18 protein-coding genes are annotated in these 19,862 nt (G+C 34.4%); 14 read left to right on the top strand and 4 right to left on the bottom strand.

The annotated features are described in order from the left end of the window. Positions 1-48: 48 nt before the first annotated feature. Both serA and CQA53_RS07665 read right to left on the bottom strand, forming a co-directional pair. On the bottom strand, positions 49-1,656 hold the full coding sequence (serA, locus tag CQA53_RS07670) for a phosphoglycerate dehydrogenase (RefSeq protein WP_115543420.1): 1,608 nt from the start codon (positions 1,654-1,656) through the stop codon (positions 49-51). Between the two features lie 259 nt (positions 1,657-1,915). After that, the gene (locus CQA53_RS07665; protein WP_115543419.1) at positions 1,916-2,563 is read right to left on the bottom strand and encodes a carbonic anhydrase; all 648 of its coding nucleotides are present in this window, start codon (positions 2,561-2,563) and stop codon (positions 1,916-1,918) included. Positions 2,564-2,651: 88 nt separating this feature from the next. Between CQA53_RS07665 and CQA53_RS07660 the strand changes: the two genes are divergently transcribed. The 14 genes from CQA53_RS07660 (at position 2,652) to CQA53_RS07600 (ending at position 18,026) form a co-directional block, all read left to right on the top strand. Continuing rightward, entirely contained in the window at positions 2,652-3,320 is a 669-nt protein-coding gene (locus tag CQA53_RS07660) for a DedA family protein (protein ID WP_181882397.1), read from the top strand. A gap of 296 nt (positions 3,321-3,616) precedes the next feature. Continuing rightward, a complete protein-coding gene (locus CQA53_RS07655; protein ID WP_115543418.1) occupies positions 3,617-7,951 on the top strand; it encodes an autotransporter outer membrane beta-barrel domain-containing protein in 4,335 nt (1,444 codons plus the stop codon). Between the two features lie 183 nt (positions 7,952-8,134). Beyond that, entirely contained in the window at positions 8,135-9,268 is a 1,134-nt protein-coding gene (locus CQA53_RS07650) for a glycosyltransferase (protein WP_115543417.1), read from the top strand. A gap of 303 nt (positions 9,269-9,571) precedes the next feature. Continuing rightward, a complete protein-coding gene (locus CQA53_RS07645; RefSeq protein ID WP_115543416.1) occupies positions 9,572-11,119 on the top strand; it encodes a type I restriction-modification system subunit M in 1,548 nt (515 codons plus the stop codon). 6 nt (positions 11,120-11,125) lie between these two features. Then, positions 11,126-11,302, top strand: coding sequence for a hypothetical protein (locus CQA53_RS12370; protein WP_181882396.1), 177 nt, complete (start codon positions 11,126-11,128; stop codon positions 11,300-11,302). Further along, the gene (locus tag CQA53_RS07635; protein ID WP_112052794.1) at positions 11,299-11,586 is read left to right on the top strand and encodes a GIY-YIG nuclease family protein; all 288 of its coding nucleotides are present in this window, start codon (positions 11,299-11,301) and stop codon (positions 11,584-11,586) included. Before CQA53_RS12370 ends, CQA53_RS07635 begins: the two co-directional genes overlap by 4 nt. A gap of 169 nt (positions 11,587-11,755) precedes the next feature. Continuing rightward, the gene (locus tag CQA53_RS13130; RefSeq protein WP_220272079.1) at positions 11,756-12,265 is read left to right on the top strand and encodes a restriction endonuclease subunit S domain-containing protein; all 510 of its coding nucleotides are present in this window, start codon (positions 11,756-11,758) and stop codon (positions 12,263-12,265) included. Then, the gene (locus CQA53_RS07625) at positions 12,262-13,008 is read left to right on the top strand and encodes a restriction endonuclease subunit S (RefSeq protein ID WP_115543415.1); all 747 of its coding nucleotides are present in this window, start codon (positions 12,262-12,264) and stop codon (positions 13,006-13,008) included. Before CQA53_RS13130 ends, CQA53_RS07625 begins: the two co-directional genes overlap by 4 nt. After that, positions 13,005-13,601 carry a restriction endonuclease subunit S gene (locus CQA53_RS07620; protein WP_115543414.1) on the top strand — a complete coding sequence of 199 codons (597 nt, stop codon included), beginning with the start codon at positions 13,005-13,007 and terminating at the stop codon, positions 13,599-13,601. Before CQA53_RS07625 ends, CQA53_RS07620 begins: the two co-directional genes overlap by 4 nt. 130 nt (positions 13,602-13,731) lie before the next feature. Then, a complete protein-coding gene (locus tag CQA53_RS07615) occupies positions 13,732-14,019 on the top strand; it encodes a GIY-YIG nuclease family protein (protein WP_115543413.1) in 288 nt (95 codons plus the stop codon). Positions 14,020-14,240: 221 nt separating this feature from the next. Then, entirely contained in the window at positions 14,241-14,459 is a 219-nt protein-coding gene (locus tag CQA53_RS07610; RefSeq protein WP_112052796.1) for a type II toxin-antitoxin system HicB family antitoxin, read from the top strand. Beyond that, entirely contained in the window at positions 14,452-14,652 is a 201-nt protein-coding gene (locus CQA53_RS07605) for a type II toxin-antitoxin system HicA family toxin (RefSeq protein WP_115543412.1), read from the top strand. Before CQA53_RS07610 ends, CQA53_RS07605 begins: the two co-directional genes overlap by 8 nt. After that, positions 14,642-14,887: a hypothetical protein gene (locus CQA53_RS12185; protein WP_147290013.1), complete on the top strand. Its 246-nt coding sequence runs from the start codon at positions 14,642-14,644 to the stop codon at positions 14,885-14,887. Before CQA53_RS07605 ends, CQA53_RS12185 begins: the two co-directional genes overlap by 11 nt. 64 nt (positions 14,888-14,951) lie before the next feature. Beyond that, positions 14,952-18,026, top strand: a complete 3,075-nt coding sequence (locus CQA53_RS07600) for a type I restriction endonuclease subunit R (protein WP_115543411.1) — start codon at positions 14,952-14,954, stop codon at positions 18,024-18,026. Between the two features lie 147 nt (positions 18,027-18,173). On the opposite strand, the gene CQA53_RS07595 is transcribed toward CQA53_RS07600, so the two are convergent. Beyond that, the gene (locus CQA53_RS07595) at positions 18,174-18,551 is read right to left on the bottom strand and encodes a cyclophilin-like fold protein (protein ID WP_245945776.1); all 378 of its coding nucleotides are present in this window, start codon (positions 18,549-18,551) and stop codon (positions 18,174-18,176) included. Between the two features lie 97 nt (positions 18,552-18,648). Then, entirely contained in the window at positions 18,649-19,830 is a 1,182-nt protein-coding gene (locus CQA53_RS07590; protein WP_115543410.1) for an alcohol dehydrogenase catalytic domain-containing protein, read from the bottom strand. Between the last annotated feature and the right edge of the window lie 32 nt (positions 19,831-19,862).

Below are 19,862 nucleotides of genomic sequence, written 5' to 3'. Positions count from 1 at the left end.
GTCGTAACCATTACTTAAAATACAATTTTTATAGTATAGCGAGGATAATCACATTAAAACACTTCTTACACTTATGCACTCTTTAATTGCATTCAAGTCATCGAGCAGAGCATCAGTAACCACATTATCAACCAAAATAAGTGCCAATGCAGCATTATTATGTGTTTCGGAAGTTCGTCCAAGTCTAAAATCCGCTATATTGACATGATGTTTGGCTATGGTATTTCCAACTTTACCAATAACACCAGGCACATCAGTATTTTTAAAAAGAATCATATTGCCACGAGGTTCTAAATCCATATTAAATCCATTAATATTATTGAATCTGACAATATGTTCATCATATACAGTGCCACTCACACTCATACTTTCTTTTTCTGTTGTTATAATCAGTGTTATAAGATTCCGATAAGCACTTTCATTGCGTTTGATTTCAGTATTTGTGTTTATTCCGCGATCCTTTGCAACGAAACTTGCATTTACATAATTAATCTTATCATCAAGTGAAGGTTTTAAAACACCAACGATTCCGAAAGTTAAAAGTGCATCTTGATATTTTTCTAACTCTTCCCCATGAATATGTAATGTAATTGAGTTTATTGCACCATTTATTGCTTGTGCGACAAAATAACCTAGTTTTTGTGTAAGTTCCAAATAATTTTCAATAGAATCTGGAATATCTTGATTTTTTGTAGGGAGATTGAGGGCATTAGGAAAAGAACTTCCTCTTGCAGCAGATATAGCAGCATTTGCAGCTTCAATAGCAATCTTTTCTTGAGATTCTAAAGTATTTGCTCCAATATGGGGTGTTACATAAATGTTTTCTAGTTCTAAAAGTTTATTATTTGTTGCAGGTTCTTTATCGAAAACATCAATTCCAGCCCAAGCAATTTTTTTGGATTTTAATCCCTCATATAAATCATTTTCGTTATATAAACCACCTCTTGCACAATTTATCAAAATCACACCATCTTTCATTTTTGCAATTTCTTTGTTTGTTATCATATTGCTTGTTTGTTTATTTTTTGGTGTGTGAATTGTGATAATATCACATGAAAGAATATCATCAAAATTTGTAGTATAGCGGATTCCTATATCCAGGGCTTTATTGGGGTTAATATATGGATCATAAGTAACAACATCCATTTCAAAACTTTTTGCACGAATCCCAACACGACTTCCAATATTTCCAAATCCAATAATACCAAGTTTCTTATCTTTGAGCTCAATACCATACCAATCTTCACGATTCCATGTTCTTTCGAGTTTTAATTGAGCATTTGCTCCGGGAAATCTCCGAATCGCACTTAGTAAATGTGTCATTGTTAGTTCAACTGCTGCAATTGTATTTGCTGTTGGCACATTCATAACAACAACACCGCGATAAGAACATGCGTCAATATCAACATTATCGACACCAACCCCAGCACGTACGATTGCCTTAAGTTTTTGGGTATTTTGAAAAGCAGATTCCAAAAGTTTCTGATTTATTGCAGTTGAACTACGAGTGATTAATACATCGGCTTTGTGTAAATGTTTTAAAAGTTCTTCTTTGGACAAATCAGCAAGATTCTCCATTGTGATGTCTGTTTGAGAGTTTAGAATCTTTAAACCTTCGTTATGAATGTGATCACATACTATAATATGTTTTTGCATACTATTCCTTTCTTTGTGTAATTAAAATGATTCAAAAAATTTTAAACATTCCTTTTTAAATTAAGAGATTTTTATTTTCAAAAAAGTAAAAGTCTCTTAATAGATTCTTGTATTATATCCAAGAATCTATTTGTTTGGGAATCTCATTGTCTTTTTACTTCACTAATGATAGAAAATGATATTTTTTGAATTAGTGACTTTCTATTGTGTAGTGTGGTTTATATTTTTGGAATCTAGTTTCTCAAAAATTTTTTATAAATTATAACCCTAAGGGATTATTACCAACAATTGGTTTAAATTCATGATTAATGAAATTATAATTGAGAATTTGCCCACTTAGAATATTATAATACCACCCATAAATATGCAATTCCCCACGATTAAATTTCTCTTCAACAAAAGGATAACTTAAAAGATTATGGATTTGTTGTTGGATATTTTGCAATTCTGTAAGCCATATTCTCTTATGTTCGCTCTCTGGGTGAAGCCCTTTTACGCGTTCGATAGTTGGTTGTAATAACTCGAGCCATTTTTTTACATAGGGCATTTCTTCCAGCATTTCAGGTTTATAAACAGATGTGCAAGCTCCACAATTACTATGTCCACATACAATAATGTTGCTTACTTTTAGTTTTTTGATAGAATATTCAATCGATGAATTTGTTGCTAAAAAATCTTGAATATCGTTTTCTCCATTTTTAAATGGTGGAATAAGATTCCCAATATTTCTTATCACATACAATTCACCCGGTTTAGAACGCGTTAAACGATTTGGGTCTATTCTAGAATCTACACAAGTAATAAATAGTGTGTGTGGTTTGTTTTCTTGTAAGCCTTCATAAAAGCTTTTTTCATTATTATAATCTTCTTCATAAAATGTGATTGCACCTTGAAATAATTGATTCATACAATCTCCTAAAATTTTTTGTTTGCGATTATACCAAAAAGTTTTTATATAATGCTTAATGTTTGATAGATTTGAATAAGGGCTTATTTTGATTAATGCAATTATACAATTTGTGTTAGATATAATTGAATATCTAGGTTATTTTGGTATTTTTATTCTTATGGCAATAGAATCAAGTATATTACCATTACCAAGCGAGGTTGTTATGATACCTGCTGGTTATCTTGCTATGCAAGGAAAAATGGATATAATGTTAGCTATTGTTGCGGGGACATTTGGGAGTTTAGCTGGAGCATTATGTAATTATTTTATTGCGTTTAAGATTGGTAGAATCTTTGTTGTGCGATATGGGAAATATTTTTTTATGAAAGAAAAACATCTTATTACAACAGAAAAATTTTTTAATAAACATGGTGAAATCAGCACTTTTATAGGGCGTCTCATTCCTGTTGTGAGACATTATATTTCGCTTCCTGCGGGACTTGCAAAGATGAAATTATGGAAATTTTGCCTCTTTACTTTGCTTGGAGCATTTATTTGGGTAAGTATTTTAAGTGTATTTGGCTGGTGGCTTGGCACAACTTTTGGTGATATTGGTGTAAATGAGATTGCCTCTTCATTTGGTAAAGGTGAAATGGATAATACACAAATTGCCATAAAACAACAAATGAGATATATTATAGTAGGCATTTTGGTGGCTATGATGGCATTAGGTTTAATGTATGTTGCATGGCAGTTTAAAAAGAAAAATAAGTAATATACAATCCTTGTAAAATCTATATTCAAGATAGGATAAGGAGTTTTTAGAATATTTCGTGTTATTTAGTTTGTAAATTTACCAATAACAATAAAATATTATTTTCTAAATTTCTTAAAGCAATATCATTTGTGGGGCTTTGACAAAAAGGAAATATTGTGTTATAATCTCGTTGAAAGATTCTTGTAAAAGGGGTATGGTTAAAAGGAATTATCTATTAAGGCAATTCTTTTATAAATGTGCAATTAGAATCTTTATAATCTAAATGGAGTTTGGGGATTGTAAAGGAGGGTTTAATGTTTTTACAATCATTTTCTATACATTTTAGCCAAATGGCTTTTCCACGCATTCATTTGTCATTTGGTATGAAGCAAAAGCAAAGGAAATATCCCCTTGCCATAGTCCTTGCTGGTTTGCTTATAGGTGGAGTGAGCTATGCTAATAAAGAAGCTACTTTAGAAGCTGGTGGGACAGATAGTTGGACAGTAAGACAAGAGCCCGGCTGGGATAATATAACTGGGAAAAATGTGCAAGATAAACTCCATATTAAAAATGGAGATGGAAGCGGTAGTTTTACCTTTGAGAGTATTAATCTGTATGGACATTGGGCTACAGGAGGACCGGTGCGTGAGCTTCTCATAGATACAGATAATACGACTGGAACAATACTGATAAAAAATTTTGAAAATGGTAATCAAGGAACAACCGCATTTCAGGCTACTATGAAAGTAACGGGTAATACACGAATCGAGAACCTCAATTTTACTGCACATATGGGTACTACAAATATGACTGTTGATACTCAAGAGTATGACCTTGGCATTGATAACCTTATTGCTACTCGATATGCTGCGACAGGGTATAGCAATATTAATGTGAGTGGAGGAAATGTTAATATTGGCAATATAAGCATTAGAGATGTCTTATGGGTTGGTGGTTTTAACATAAATGTTAATGCAGATAAGAATCTGGTTATTGGTAGCACTAGCTTTAATATGAATGGGACCTATGGCAAGGAGAGTAGCATTAATCTTAAGGCTGGGGGTGATATTAGTGTAACAAATCTTGCTGGTAGATTTTCGCATTCTGTCATTGCAAATGCTGGTGGAGCTATGAATATCGAGAATCTCTATTTTGACATCAATGCTATGAGTGATTTGGCAGGATTTTTACTAGTGCCAAAGAGTAAAATACAATTAGATGCGGGAAAAGAAATCAATATTGGTAATATAAGGGGACTTGGACACTCTGAAGTAATTATTAAGAGCAATGAAGATATTAGGGTTGGTAATGCAACTTTTGATGTTGATGCCTGTATTACTTATGAATGTCGGGGGGTAATCGATTTACAAGGTAAAAATATCTATGTGCAAAATATAGTAGGTGGCACAGCAAATGAAAGTGGTGTTGGTTCTTTTAATGAATTTAGAGCCAGTGGGGATAATTTTTATGCTGGAAGATTAAATGCTATATCTTTGGCTACGGCTTTAAATAATGGTTATGTTGATTTAAGAGGAATAACAGGGGAAATTGTTATTGATACTTCAGAATTTAGAAATTCTACATTTTATGGAGATAATTTTCATTTTAATCACTTAACCATATCCACGGGAAGTATACTGCGTTCTGGGCATGGACACCCAAATGATGGTGCAGGTCGACAGGCATACACTGGGTTTGATACTCATATAGGGAAAAGTTTTGTAAATTACTTATCTTTAACGATAGGAACAAGTCCTATTGACGCTGCCGCACTTTGGTTTAAAGCTGGTGGTGATATAATGAACTTTAATCTTGTTGATGCGAGGGCCACATCTTATCTCAATACCCAAAGTATCCAAGAAACAAATATTAATATTTTAAATACTACTCAAGCAGGTATTTATTTGAAAAATGCTCATATTAACACCATTGTATCAAAAAATGGACAGACTTTTATAGCTGACCCTACCTATATAAGTTCAAATGCACTTAATGTTAATACATTATTACACCTTAAGAATAGTAGTAAAATGGGTGGTCAAATGACAATAGATTTATTAAGCAACACTACTACCATTACACAGGACTTCAGCAAATATCTAAATGTAGGAGTAGATTCTGAAAGTCTTAAGACTATGAGTGCATCAGAGCTACAAACCTTATTAGATAACAATAAAGTAAATATTACTGCGGATAATCAAAACACTTCGGGAACATATATTACCACTAGTGATGGTAAGCACTATATTCTCCTGCCTGATGTCAAGCAAGTAGATGGGATAGTATCTAGTGATGTGCAACATGCACAAAATGGTGGTAGTATTCTAATAGAACAAAATCCCTTAACACAAGGCACTTTAAATAACTATGGTAAAATCCTAATTGATAACCAATGTGATTTAAATGATATGTGTATAGAAAATGACACAAATGTTTTTACATTAAAAGGAAATCTTAATAATTACAACACTTTAGATGTGGGTGCTTATGGATTAATAGATGTCTCTCAAGATGTTAATAACTATGGGAAGATGATATTTAGACTTGATGTAGGTAAATCTGGAAATGTAGAGAAGGGAAGTCTGAAGGTAGCTGGTGCAGTAAATTTTGATATTTCACCTGGATCTAGCGGGGCATTTCAAGCTGATGTTGCGGACTATAATACTTTAGCAAATCTCAAGCTAAAAAGTGAAAATACTACAAATGAGCCAACTTATGTATTTGTCCGTGCTGATAAGATTAACTATACCTACACCTATGGTAATTATACGACGACTTTTTCAAAAGATTCTATAAGTACAGAGATACAAGATGGAATGACATGTAATAATGCAGATTGTCAAACAACAACAGGCAATAACGATACACAACAAGAAACACAATGGACAACAGGAGGGAAAGAAAATCCATGGGATATGGATAAAGCACAAACAGATTCTAACACAGGTGGAAGTGTGGAAAAGCCTGTGGGTGGCACTACAAATGATGGCACATTAATACAAAAACCATCGCAAGCAGATAAAGAGCCAAATTGTGATACAACAACACAATATTGTGGATTTGGTGGTAGTGAGAATGCTACGGAAATAGAAAGGGGCTATGATTATGCACAAGGGAGATTAGAAAAATCTTTTGGTTTGACATTTATGGGTGCAAGTATTGATGGGAAATATTTGAGTGTAGAGAAAGTTGTTACAGATAATTTGATTGGTGTGAATATTATCAAAAAAGATATAAATGGGTTTGATCCTAACAATCCTGAAACGCCACTTTGTAATTCACAATCAAGCACATTTGATTGTGCACTTTATATGGAAGCTGGCGGAAATAATTCATGGATTAACGCAATCAAAGCAGAGAGTAAAAATAGCTATGAAATTTTGAAAAATTTATTTTATCATGAGAATAGTGAATTAATATTCCTCGTGCAGCTTGACCAAACTTTGGCAATTTCTCGAAATCTCGCGTATTTCCTTGAAGTAGGGAGAACGCTCGATACTGCATTTCAGCATGTTTCTAGCCTTGAGAATAAATCAAGCACATTAAATACACTTACTCTTGCTATGGATAGTGCAAAAGCCAATCGTCTAGTCCGTATGGCTACTATCCATGAAAATCGAGATAATGAAGCAATAGCTTTTCAAAATTATCAAAAGAATCTTGAACAAGCTTTACAAGTTGCTTCTGAAATGAGATTCGCAAGTAGCGGTGATAATGTTGATGAGGTTTGGTTTGATACACTTGCTGATCTCATTATGCGTTTTAATAAACGCGATGAATATCCAAACAATGCTTGGATTAATATGCTTGGCAATTTAAATTTTTCTACAACAGGAACTTCACAACTTTATGGATTCAATGCTGGATATGATTATTTAGCACGTTCAATTAATACAGCTATGGGTTTATATATTGGATATGGTTATGGGATATTTACTGGTAGCAATAATGGATTTATATCAAATACTTCTAATAACCTCTTTGCAGGAATTTATACAAGGACTTTTGATGATAATCACGAATATGATACAACAATAAGTATTGCTTCTGGCTTTGTTGATGAACAATTAGGCTCAAGAGTTGGTTACATGGCTTTGCTTGATTTATTTAATCAAAAATATACATATAATCTCAATAATCTTGAAGCAAACTTTACTTATGGATATGCCTTTATTTTAAAGAAAGGGTATGTATTGAAACCATTTATTGGGACATCTTATTATCTATCAAGTTCTACGGGATTCAATAGAAAAACAGAAGGTGTTTTTGCAGTTACCACAGATGATAATTTCCGTCAGGCTATTGGGTTTAATCTAGGCATTGAGGGGCGAAAATACTTTGCAAATCAAAGCTATGTATTTTTACTTGGGCAAGTAAAGCAAGATGTTTTTATTATTTCTGATAATTTAGATTCTGCTCGTCATTCAACTACTTCAGTAGGCACAATAGTATCTGCTGGTGGAGGTCCTCAAACACAAATGTCTCTTGATTATAAAGGACAATCATATCGTTCGAGTGCATTTATTACAGGTGGCGGTGAATATAGTTTCGGAAAATGGTATCTTAATGGAAGCTTAAGTGTACAAAGTGCACTTTTTCAGAAAAACTTTAGCTTTGGGCTGAATCTTGGTGCAAGAATGATTTTTTAAGGGTATATTTAATTCTCGATGATATGTTTGCGTATCTTAATTTTTTTGTAGAAAGTTTATTTTTTGTTTAAAGTTTCTCTTGTATTATATTTTAGATATTGCAGAATCATATATCTTTAAAATCAAGAATGATACATTATTACAAAAACATTATTTAGATTACAATATTTGTGGGAGAATCCTATGGTAATAGTCATCGTCGTAGATTGCTTTATCGATAAAAGTAATGGCACTGCGGTGAGCGCAAACAATCTCGCAGAAACACTTCGACAAAAAGGGCATGAAGTAAGGGTTGTCGCCCCCTATATCAATGGCAAAGATTCTTATGCAGTTACAGAGCGATACATTCCCTTAGTTACAGAAGTATCACATACGCAGCACATGCACTTTGGCACAGCGAATAAAAAGGTATTGCGAGAGGCTTTGCAAGGTGCTGATATTGTGCATTGTTTTTTGCCATTCAAGCTAGAGATTGTCGCCATGAAACTTGCAAGAGAGTTGCAGATTCCATACATTGGGGCGTTTCATTTGCAACCAGAGCACATTACTTACAACGCACACTTACGATACATTCCATTTATTCATCAATTTATTTTTTGGCTTTTCAAGGCAAAATTTTATCGCTTCATTCATCATATCCATTGCCCATCGCGACTGATTGAGAGCGAATTACAAAGAAATCACTATAAAGCAAAGTTTTTTGTTATCTCAAATGGCTTTAATACCTCATTTCAGCCCGTTGAATCAGCACAATCTGATGGTTTTTTCCATATTGTGATGACGGGGCGATATTCCGTAGAAAAGAGGCAAGATGTCCTTATTGAGGCGATTGCATTGAGCAAATATGAGAAGCAAATCAAGCTCCACCTCAAAGGACAAGGACCAAAAGAGAAAGAATATAAAGAACTCGCAAAGAAGCTAAGCAATGAAGTTGATTTTGGCTTTGTCTCAAAAGATGAGTTAGCAAAACTCTATGGCTATATGGATATATATGTGCATACCGCTGATGTCGATGGCGAGGCGATTTCGGCACTCGAAGCCATTGCCTCCGGGATTGTCCCAATCATCGCTGATAGTCCGCTTTCTGCGACCAAACAATTTGCCCTTGATGAGCGAAGTTTGTTTAAGGCGGGGAATGCGAGGGATTTGGCAGCAAAGATTGATTACTTCATGGAGCATAAAGAAGTCATCAAGGAGCTTTCGGCACAATATGCTCAAAGTGCGCAAAACTATGACTTATCTTTGTGTGTCGATAAAATGATTGCGATGTATCGTGAGGCGATTGACGATTTTGAGGACAAAAGACTTTTTGGATAGAATCTAGGCTTTGGTGGTATGAAGATTCTTTGCAAGATTCTTTGCGTGGAAGCTAAAAGATGATTTGTTTGATTCTTTGAATGAGAATCTGCATTTTGAGGCAGTGCGATATGAGATTCTTTCTATGTCATACTTAATGGTTTGATGGCGAAGTATTCATGAGATAATAATACGGATTCTCTAAGTCAAGATGAGAGAACTAAAAAATCAAAGAAGTGATAAAATCAAATATATTCGCAATCTATATTTATGCTATAATCCACACTGCAGTCAAATCTCAATACCACACAAAAGGCTTATTTTATGGATATTAACACAGAAAGAGAGCAACTACACCGCACAATTTGGAGAATCGCAGATGAGCTTCGCGGGAGTGTCGATGGCTGGGATTTTAAAAGCTATATTTTAGGATTTTTATTTTACCGCTTCATTTGTGAGAATCTCATTGAATACATCAATTCTTTAAACAAAGGAACAAATTACTCTGATTTAGATGATAAGAAAGCACAAACAGCAAGAGAGCGAATCTTAAATGCTAAAGGATTCTTTATCTTACCTAGTGATTTGTTTGAAGTTGTCTTGCGTGATACAAAAGATTCTAATAATCTCGCCACACTCAATGAACGGCTCAACACTGCTTTTAACAATATTCAAAATTCTAGTTTAGGCAGTGAGAGCGAAGAGAATTTTAGGGGGCTTTTTAAAGATATTGATGTCAATGCTGACAAACTCGGCACAAGCCCGATTGAACGCAATAAAAAACTTTTAAAAATTATGCAAGAAATAAGCAAACTTGAACTTTCTTATGCAAATAATTCAATCGATGCCTTTGGCGATGCGTATGAGTTTTTGATGACTATGTATGCAAGCAATGCAGGAAAAAGCGGAGGCGAGTTTTTTACCCCACAAGAAGTAAGTGAGCTTTTGACAAAAATAACTTTACATAACAATCCCTCGCCTAATAAAGTCTATGACCCTGCTTGTGGTTCTGGTTCGCTCCTCTTGCAATACAAAAAGATTCTGCATAAAGACCCAAAACTTGGCTATTATGGGCAAGAGATAAATCTCACGACCTATAACCTCGCACGAATGAATATGTTTTTGCATAATGTAGGCTATGAGAAGTTCCATATTGCCTTAGGCGATACACTTATCAAGCCTTGCGAGGGGCATAGGGAGCAAGAGCCATTTGATGCGATAGTCTCTAATCCCCCATATAGCACCAAATGGGAGGGCAAGGATAATCCTTTGCTTATCAATGATGAGCGATATAGCAAAGCAGGAGTTTTAGCCCCAAATTCAAAGGCTGATTTTGCCTTTATTATGCACTCGCTTTCTTGGCTAAGTGAGAGTGGAAGTGCGGCTATCGTGTGTTTTCCGGGTATAATGTATCGCACCGGAGCAGAACAGAAAATCAGGCAATACCTCATCACAAATAATTATATAGATTCTATCATCGCTTTAAGCGATAATCTTTTCTTTGGCACAGGCATTGCGGTGTGTATTATGGTGCTTCGTAAAAACAAAATAAGCAATGATATTTGCTTTATCAATGCAAGTGATGAATTTATCAAAGCTACAAATAAAAACAAACTAAGCAATCAAAATATAGAATCTATTCTAAGTCTTTACAAAGAAAGGAAAAATATCCCGTATAAAGTCGCCGTTGTTTCAAATGAAGAAGTCGCTAAAAATGACCATAATCTAAGCGTGAGTAGCTATGTCGAGGCAGAGGATACAAGGGAGGCTATCGATATAGTTGCACTCAATGAGGAGTTAAATCGCATTGTAGCAAGACAAAATGCCTTGCGTAAGCAAATCGATGAAATCGTAAGTGAGTTGGAAGGATAAATGTGTTTGGGTATTTCAAAATGGATTGCCACGAGGCTAAAGCCTCTCGCAATGACAAGGCGAGACGTCATACCGAATCCCCATATCGTCATTGCGAGGAGCGGAAGCGACGAAGCAATCTATCACTTTTGTCATTGCGAACGCAGTGAAGCAATCCAAACGATAAATGAGGAAAATAAATGAAACAAGCCTATATCTATATCATTACCAATAAACGCAATGGCACACTTTATGTGGGCGTTACAAGTGATTTAATAAGGAGAATTTATGAGCATAAACATAAGCTTACACAAGGATTTTCTGCAAAATATGGCTTAGATATGCTCGTATATTATGAGATTTTTGATGATATAGAATCTGCTATCATTCGTGAAAAGCAAATCAAAGCAGGAAGTCGCAAGAAAAAACTAGAACTTATCAATGATTTTAATTCAAATTGGGAGGATTTATATGAGAGTTTGCTTTGATTGTGGATTATGGGTTGCCACGCCGACTTTGTCGGCTCGCAATGACATTGTGAAGCATGCATCGTCATTGCGAACGCAGTGAAGCAATCCAAAATAAAAGTGTGGATTGCTTCGTCGCTTTGCTCTTCGCAATGACGGAATGAAGTGTCTCGAATAAAAAGGAAAATAAATGAATACAATAGAAAAATTTATAAAAAATCTTTGTCCTCATGGTGTAGAGTTTAAAACACTTGGGGAAGTATGTGATTACGAACAACCAACAAAATATATTGTCAAAGATACAGATTATAATGAACAATACAAGATACCTGTATTAACAGCAGGACAAAGTTTTATTTTGGGTTATACGAATGAAAAAGATGGAATCTATAAGGCTGATAAAAAGAAGCCTGTAATAATTTTTGATGATTTTACCACTTCATTTCATTGGGTAGATTTTGATTTTAAAGTCAAATCTTCGGCGATGAAGATTCTGTATCCCTATCGTCATTGCGAACGCAGTGAAGCAATCCAAAATAAAAGTGTGGATTGCCACGAGGCTAAAGCCTCTCGCAATGACGGAATGAGGGTGTCTCGTGTAATGACAAATTCTTCTGTCATTGCGAACGCAGTGAAGCAATCCAAAGTAATACTAAAGGGCTTGTCTCGAAGTATCCACAATAGAAAGGAGAGCAAATGAATAAGATAGAACAACTCATACAAAATCTTTGTCCTAATGGTGTAGAGTTTAAAACACTTGGGGAAGTGTGTGAAATGAAACAAGGTAAGTTATTATCTAAACGAGATATAAATAATGGTGATATACCAATTATTTTATATGGTGAGCTCTATACAACTTATGGTAATTACATAAAAAATATTAAATCTTATTCATCAATAGATAAGGTTTCTAAAAGTCCTATTGCAAACTACGGAGATATATTGCTACCATTATCAAGCACTACTAAGGAAGCTTTAATTGGTAAAGCTTCTGCATTGATGGTTGATAATGTTTATATTGGTGGAGATACTCTTATATTAAATCATAAACAAAACGTTGGTTTTCTAGTTTATATTATTAATAGCATATGGTTTAATGATTTAAAAATGAGGTTTTGCGTATCTGGAACAACGATTAATCACTTAAATCCACAAAAATTATCTCAACTCAAAATCCCAGTCCCACCCCTTGAAGTGCAAAATGAAATAGTGAGAATCTTAGATACATTTACAGAATTAGAAAAAGAATTAGAAAAAGAATTAGAAAAAGAATTAGAAAAAGAATTAGAAAAAGAATTAGAAAAAGAATTAGAAAAAGAATTAGAAAAAGAATTAGAAAAAGAATTAGAAAAAAGGCGCGCTCAATACAGCTTCTACCGAGATAAACTCTTAAGCTTTGAGGAGCTTAAAAAACGCTCAAGGGGGGGGCAATTAGATATATGAGTTTGGGAGAGATAGCTAAGGATATGTTTAGAGGTTCTGGAATCAAAAGAGATGAGCTTACAGAATCTGGAATTCCATGTGTGCGTTATGGTGAAATTTATACTACCTATAATATTTGGTTTGATAAATGTGTTTCACATATAAGTGAAACAAAAATAAAAAATGGAAAATATTTTAATAAAGGAGATATTTTATTTGCAATTACAGGGGAAAAGATTAAAGATATTGCAAAATCCTGTGTATATATGGGAGATGGGAAATGTTTGGCTGGTGGAGATGTGGTTGTAATGAAACATGATGAAAATCCTAAGTTTATATCTTACGCTTTATCTACAACCGAAGCTATTAAACAAAAAACGAAAGGTATGATAAAAAGCAAAGTTGTTCATTCAAGTATTCCCAAATTAAAAAAACTCAAAATCCCAATCCCACCCCTTGAAGTGCAAAATGAAATCGTGAGAATCTTAGATACATTTGATGCTTTAGTCAATGATATAAGCATAGGACTTCCTGCAGAGATTGAGGGCAGGAGAAAGCAATATGAGTATTATAGAGAGAAGCTACTAAGCTTTAAAGAATGTGAATATGCGTAGATTCTTCAGTCGGCTATTGCTTCTTTCAGAATGACGAATTTGTGTGATACTTTAGGTAAGCCGAAGTATCCAACCTCTTTCGTCATTGCGAACGCAGTGAAGCAATCCAAAAGATAGACAAGGAAACTAAATGAAACAAGCCTATATCTATATCATTACCAATAAACGCAATGGCACACTTTACACAGGTGTTACAAGTGATTTAGTTAAACGCATTTATGAGCATAAACATAAGCTTACGCAGGGATTTTCTGCAAAATATGGTTTAGATATGCTTGTGTATTATGAGATTTTTGATAATATAGAATCCGCCATAGAGCGTGAGAAATACCTTAAAGGCAAAAGACGAGAATTTAAAATTAAGCTTATCAATGATTTTAATCCCGCTTGGGAGGATTTGTATGATAAGATTTTATAGTAAGTTTTGTGTGATTGTGGATTTTAAATGTATAGATTCTTCGCTACGCTCAGAATGACAAAGTAACGCCTTAATATGACACAATGATTCGTCATACTGAGCCTTTAGGCGAAGTATCCAAAAAGTATCCATAACAAAAAGGGAAGTAATGAAACAATAGAGCAAATCAAAATATGAAATTTCATAGTATAATTAAGAGGATTAACACATAAGGATTAATGATGATACTTAACGCAGTGATAGAAAAAGATGAAAATGGATATTTTGCTTATATACCAGAGCTTAAGGGTTGTGTATCGCAAGGAGAGAGCTATGAGGAAGCTTTGCTCAATATCAAAGAAGCGGGTGAGTTGTATTTAGAGAGCTTGGAGCAAAGCGAGATTAATAAGATTCTTAGTAAAACTACCACAATAGTGCCTATTGAGATAGCAAATGCCTGAATTCCCAAAGCTCACTCCAAAAGAAGCTGAAAAAATCTTACTCCAAAATGGCTTTATCATTGATAGACAAAAAGGTAGCCATAGAATCTATATCAAAAATACTTATAGAATGGTTTTGCCTCATCACACAGGTAAGATTCTTCACCCTAAAATCATCAAAGAGCTTTTTGAAGTGATAGAAAATGCGAAATAATGATATTATGGGCTACCATAAAAAGTTGTGTATTTCTCGCAATAATAAGGGCATTGTTATGGATTCTTCGGCTTACCTTGAGAATGACAGACTATACTTTCGTCATTGCGAACGCAGTGAAGCAATCCAAAAGAACAATGGATTGCTTCGTCGCTTTGCTCCTCGCAATGACGGAATGAAGGTGAATTGCGATACCTTGACTTTGTCAAGACGGAATGATGATCTCGTGCAATGACTGGATAAATCTCATAATAACAAAGTAAAATAGTGGTAGATTTTCATAACTAAAAGGAATAAGAATGAATGAGCTTGTATCGCAAAATGATAATAGCACGATTATAGCACACTATATCCCAAGCACAAGAGAGCGAAAGGGTATGCAAAGTGAAGCAGAGCTTGAAGCAGAGTTTATAAAGGATTTGCAAAAACAAGGCTACGAATACATCAACATAGATTCTATACATGAGCTAGAATCTAATCTAAAAGCTAAGCTAGAAAAGCTTAATCATATTACATTTAGTGCGAATGAATGGACGAGATTTTATAAGACATTCATTGTAAATCCTCAAAAAAGCAAAGCTGATAAAACAGCTATGATTCAGACAGATTATTATTTTGAAGTATTAAGGCGCGATGATGGTAGTGAGAAAAATATTAAATTTATTGATAGAGTAGATATTTATAAAAATGATTTGCAAGTCATCTCACAAGTTAAAAATAATGAAGGAAGCTTTAAAAACCGCTATGATGTAAGTATTTTAGTTAATGGTTTGCCCTTAGTGCATATCGAGCTAAAAAAACGCGGGGTTAATCTCAAGGAGGCGTTTAACCAAATCAAACGCTATAATAAAGAGAGCTTTAGTGCGGGGAATGCACTTTTTGATTTTGTGCAAATTTTTGTTATCAGTAATGGCACACTCACGAAGTATTATAGCAATAGCACAAGGCAAAAAGCGGAAAACAATAGGGCAAAAAACGATAATTTTGCTTTTACTATTACTTTTAGCGATGCGAGAAATAAGGCTATTTTGGATTTGGTTGATTTTACAAAGACATTTTTTGCAAAACGCACTTTGCTTAATATTCTTACAAAATATTGCGTTTTTAATGTAGATAAAGAACTGCTTGTAATGCGTCCTTATCAAATTGTCGCAAGTGAGAGAATTGTCGAAAAAATCAATTTATCGCATAATCATAAACTTTATGGGAGCAAGGAGAGTGGTGGATATATCTGGCATAGCACGGGAAGCGGCAAGACTCTTACTTCATTTAAAACTGCCCAACTTGCGACAAAACTATCTTTCATCAAAAAAGTATTTTTTGTCGTAGATAGGAAAGATTTGGATTATCAAACGATGAAAGAATACGATAAATTTCAAAAAGGTGCAGCCAATAGCACAAAAAACACAAATGAGCTTAAAAAATGTATCGAAGATAGTGAGAGTAAAATTATTATCACAACTATTCAAAAACTTTCAATTTTTGTAGAAAAATATCAAGATTCTAAGATTTTTGATGATGAGGTAGTATTTATCTTTGATGAATGCCATAGGAGTCAGTTTGGGCAAATGCACAGACAAATCATAAAGAAATTTAAGAAGTATTATATCTTTGGATTTACAGGCACACCGATATTTGCAGAGAATGCCCCAAAAGGCAAATTCGCTACAACAAAGACTAAAAATATTTTGGGCGAAGATGAGATAAAGGCTACTCAAGTAACCACTGAACTTACTTTTGGCAAGCAACTGCATTCTTATACAATTCTCAATGCCATAGCTGATAAAAATGTCCTGCCCTTTAGGGTGGAATACCACTCTACAATGAAAGAAAAAGAAAATATTGATGATGAGCAAGTATGGGGGATAGAGCAAGAGAGTGCATTAAATAATAGTGAGCGAATAAATAAGATTGTAAGTTATGTTTTAGAGCATTTTAACCAAAAGACAAAACGCAATCAAAGTTATGCCTTAAAATATATGCTTCATAATAAAATGGGTAATGAGGAGCTAAAGAGTAAGCAGGTAAATGGCTTTAATGCTATTTTTGCTACTTCGAGCGTGGAAGCGGCAAAATTGTATTATGATGAGTTTAAAAACCAACAACAAAACAAAGAAAATCCACTAAAAATTGGCTTGATTTATAGTTATAGTGAAAACCCCGATTTAGATGAGATTGATGAGGGGGCAGGGAGTAAGGATTCTAAAGAGTTTTTAGCACTTGCACTCAATGATTATAATCAAATGTTTCAATCAAATTTTAGTTTGACAAATTTTGATGAATACTATAAAGATGTCTCAAATAAGCTGAAAATCCAAGAACTTGATTTACTTATCGTGGTGAATATGTTTTTAACCGGCTTTGATTCTAAAACTATTAATACACTTTGGGTCGATAAAAATTTAAAACATCACGGGCTTTTACAAGCATTTTCAAGGACAAATAGAATCTTAAATAGTATTAAAACTTTTGGCAATATCGTATGTTTTCGGAATCTCGAAAAGGCTACAAATGAAAGCTTAAAGCTTTTTGGCGATGAGCAGGCACAAAATATTATATTGCTTCGTTCTTTTAAAGAATATTTAGAGGGATATACAGATGGTGATGGTAAGCATATTAAAGGCTATAAAGAGCTTGCAAATGAGCTAAAAGATACATTTGATTTTTCAACTTTTCCGCTTAAAAGCGATAGCGAGAAAAAGGAGTTTGTCGCGTTGTTTAATGGGATTTTGAAACTAGAGAATATTTTGAATGCCTTTGATGAATTTGCAGAAAATGAGATTCTAAGTGAAGCAGATAAGCAAGATTATAGAAGCCATTACCTTACGATTTATGATGAACTTAGGAGTGATAATGAGAAAAAACCAATCGATGATGATGTGGTGTTTGAAATTGAGCTTATCAAACAAGTAGAGGTAAGTGTCGAATATATTTTATTTTTGCTTGAAGAATACCATAAAGAACAAAAAAGTGAATATAAAGAAAAAATTATCAAAAGTATAGAATCTAGCGTAAGCTTGCGTAATAAAAGCGATTTATTGAAAGAATTTTTGGCTGTGATAGAAGTAAAAAAAGATGAGGAATTTGAAGTGCTTTTCAAAAATTTTATCAGCACAAAATATAGTGAGGAACTTAGAGTAATGGCTCAAAAAGATGGACTTGATAAAGAAAAAGTAAATAATTTTTTATCAAATGCTTTTGACATTCAGCAGTTTAGGGATTTTGGGAAAGATATTGATGATATTCTTCCGCCAATTCCTCTTTTTGCCTCAAGTAAGGAAGAAGAGGAAGCAAATAATGCAAAAAGAGAGGAAATTATCTATGAGCTTAAAGCTTTTTTTGAGAAATTTAGAGAATTTAGCAGTATATTTTAGGTTTAAACACAAAAGGAAACTAGCCTAGAATCTCACAAATATTACAAATGTTTGCGAGATTCTAGGCTCTTAGATTGCACTTTGCAATTATAAATGATGAGAGTTGCTATCAATCAAATGGTTTTAAAAATGGTAAAAATATTGCAATTATTTGTCATCATTTTTATCAATTTTCACCCAAAAATCCTTTTTCAAAGTCTTGAATTTTTCTATATCATTAGGATTTGTGAGCTTACCAAGCAAGATTAAATCACTTGAAGCAGGTTGAATCTCATAAAAGATTCCGATATTTCCCCAAGGCTTATAGTAGAATAAATCCCCAATTTGAGGTTGATATGCCCTATCTCCTTTTGCCTTAAGTGCCTTTGGCAGTCCCGCACGAGCGATTTTTTCTTTCCTTGCAAAGTCGCTAAACTCTAGCGTAAGCGGAAGCTGTGAGAGAAATTCCTTTGCCCCCTCGCTATGAACAAGTCTCAATTCCACGCTTTGTCCCTCAAACTCAAATACAATGATTTCATTTGCCATCAATCCTCCTTGAAAACATATCAATAAAATTGCTAAGATTCTCATTTTTTGCATTAAACCCTTCATTAATCCTCCTAAAATCTATCACAAATTGCACCTAAATGCTCGCACTATCTATCACATAGCGATACCTTGCCTTTTTCTCTAGCACCTTTTGCCACGCTTTATTTATCTCTTTTGCCTCGATAACCTCTATCTTTGGATAGATTTTATTTTTCGCACAATAATCCATAACTTCTTGTGTCTCTTTCATATCGCCGATGAGTGAAGCGGTGAGATTCACACGACTTTGAGCTAGTCCAAAGTTTGAGAGTGTAAGTTCGAATTTTGCAGACATTCCTACTTGCGTAAATGTCCCAAAAGGCTTTACGCAACTTACATAGCTTGCCACATCAAATTGCACTGGAATCGTGCTTATCATATAATCAAGTTTGCCTTTATATGCGTCCAAAGCTTGAGTATTTTTCAAAGCGTCTTCTATCACGATGACTTCACTTGCACCAAAGCCTTTAATGTCGGCGACTTTGTCCTTTGAGGTGGTAAAGGCATAGACTTTCGCACCCTTGCTCACTGCGAGTTTGATAGCGATGTGTCCTAATCCGCCAATCCCTGCGACACCGACTTTATCGCCCTTTTTGATTTGGTATTTCATAAGTGGCGAATAAGTCGTTACCCCCGCACAAAGCAAAGGCACAGCCTCCTCAAAGCTGATATTTGTAGGGATTTTGATAGCAAAATGAGAATTGACGACGATATGTGTGCTATATCCACCTTGTGATATACCTGTCGGCTCTCGTTTATCCACAAAACCATAAGTAAAAAGCGTGTTTTTATCGTATTGTTCATCACCTCTTACACCCTCAAAATTATCCACCATACAGCCGACCCCAGCCCTATCGCCGACTTTGAAGTTTTTGACATTTTCGCCCACTTGCGTAACAATGCCTACGATTTCATGTCCGGGAACTTGCGGGTAGATTTGCTTCCCCCAATCGCCTTTGATTTGATGAATATCGCTATGGCAAATACTTGCAAATTTAATTTCGATGAGTATATCATTTTTGCCCACAGCCCTACGCTCAAACTCATAGGGTTTTAACACACCACTTGTATCAAATGCCGCCCAGCCCTTGCATTTGATAGGTTTATTTTGAGTAGGCTTACTCAAAGCATTTGAAGCATTTGCACCAAAAAGATTTACGCCACCTAGTGCCACAGCACCACCAACTATCGCGGTAGTTTTCATAAACTCGCGTCTTGAATTTGAAGAATTATTCATAGATTTTCCTTAAGAAATTTGAAATGTTTAGA

Origin of the sequence: Helicobacter didelphidarum, from assembly GCF_003364195.1 — a bacterium.
In the GTDB taxonomy this organism is placed as follows: Bacteria; Campylobacterota; Campylobacteria; order Campylobacterales; family Helicobacteraceae; genus Helicobacter_A; species Helicobacter_A didelphidarum.
This window is presented reverse-complemented; position numbering and strand designations above follow the sequence as displayed.

Excerpts from the sequence above, each read along its gene's own strand:
- CQA53_RS07645 (WP_115543416.1), top strand. The coding sequence starts at position 9,572 with ATGGATATTAACACAGAAAGAGAGCAACTACACCGCACAATTTGGAGA.
- CQA53_RS13130 (WP_220272079.1), top strand. The coding sequence starts at position 11,756 with ATGAATACAATAGAAAAATTTATAAAAAATCTTTGTCCTCATGGTGTA.
- CQA53_RS07665 (WP_115543419.1), bottom strand. The coding sequence starts at position 2,563 with ATGAATCAATTATTTCAAGGTGCAATCACATTTTATGAAGAAGATTAT.
- CQA53_RS07605 (WP_115543412.1), top strand. The coding sequence starts at position 14,452 with ATGCCTGAATTCCCAAAGCTCACTCCAAAAGAAGCTGAAAAAATCTTA.
- CQA53_RS07610 (WP_112052796.1), top strand. The coding sequence starts at position 14,241 with ATGATACTTAACGCAGTGATAGAAAAAGATGAAAATGGATATTTTGCT.
- CQA53_RS07595 (WP_245945776.1), bottom strand. The coding sequence starts at position 18,551 with ATGGCAAATGAAATCATTGTATTTGAGTTTGAGGGACAAAGCGTGGAA.
- CQA53_RS07650 (WP_115543417.1), top strand. The coding sequence starts at position 8,135 with ATGGTAATAGTCATCGTCGTAGATTGCTTTATCGATAAAAGTAATGGC.
- CQA53_RS07620 (WP_115543414.1), top strand. The coding sequence starts at position 13,005 with ATGAGTTTGGGAGAGATAGCTAAGGATATGTTTAGAGGTTCTGGAATC.
- serA (WP_115543420.1), bottom strand. The coding sequence starts at position 1,656 with ATGCAAAAACATATTATAGTATGTGATCACATTCATAACGAAGGTTTA.
- CQA53_RS07590 (WP_115543410.1), bottom strand. The coding sequence starts at position 19,830 with ATGAATAATTCTTCAAATTCAAGACGCGAGTTTATGAAAACTACCGCG.
- CQA53_RS07635 (WP_112052794.1), top strand. The coding sequence starts at position 11,299 with ATGAAACAAGCCTATATCTATATCATTACCAATAAACGCAATGGCACA.
- CQA53_RS12185 (WP_147290013.1), top strand. The coding sequence starts at position 14,642 with ATGCGAAATAATGATATTATGGGCTACCATAAAAAGTTGTGTATTTCT.
- CQA53_RS07600 (WP_115543411.1), top strand. The coding sequence starts at position 14,952 with ATGAATGAGCTTGTATCGCAAAATGATAATAGCACGATTATAGCACAC.
- CQA53_RS07615 (WP_115543413.1), top strand. The coding sequence starts at position 13,732 with ATGAAACAAGCCTATATCTATATCATTACCAATAAACGCAATGGCACA.
- CQA53_RS07655 (WP_115543418.1), top strand. The coding sequence starts at position 3,617 with ATGTTTTTACAATCATTTTCTATACATTTTAGCCAAATGGCTTTTCCA.
- CQA53_RS07625 (WP_115543415.1), top strand. The coding sequence starts at position 12,262 with ATGAATAAGATAGAACAACTCATACAAAATCTTTGTCCTAATGGTGTA.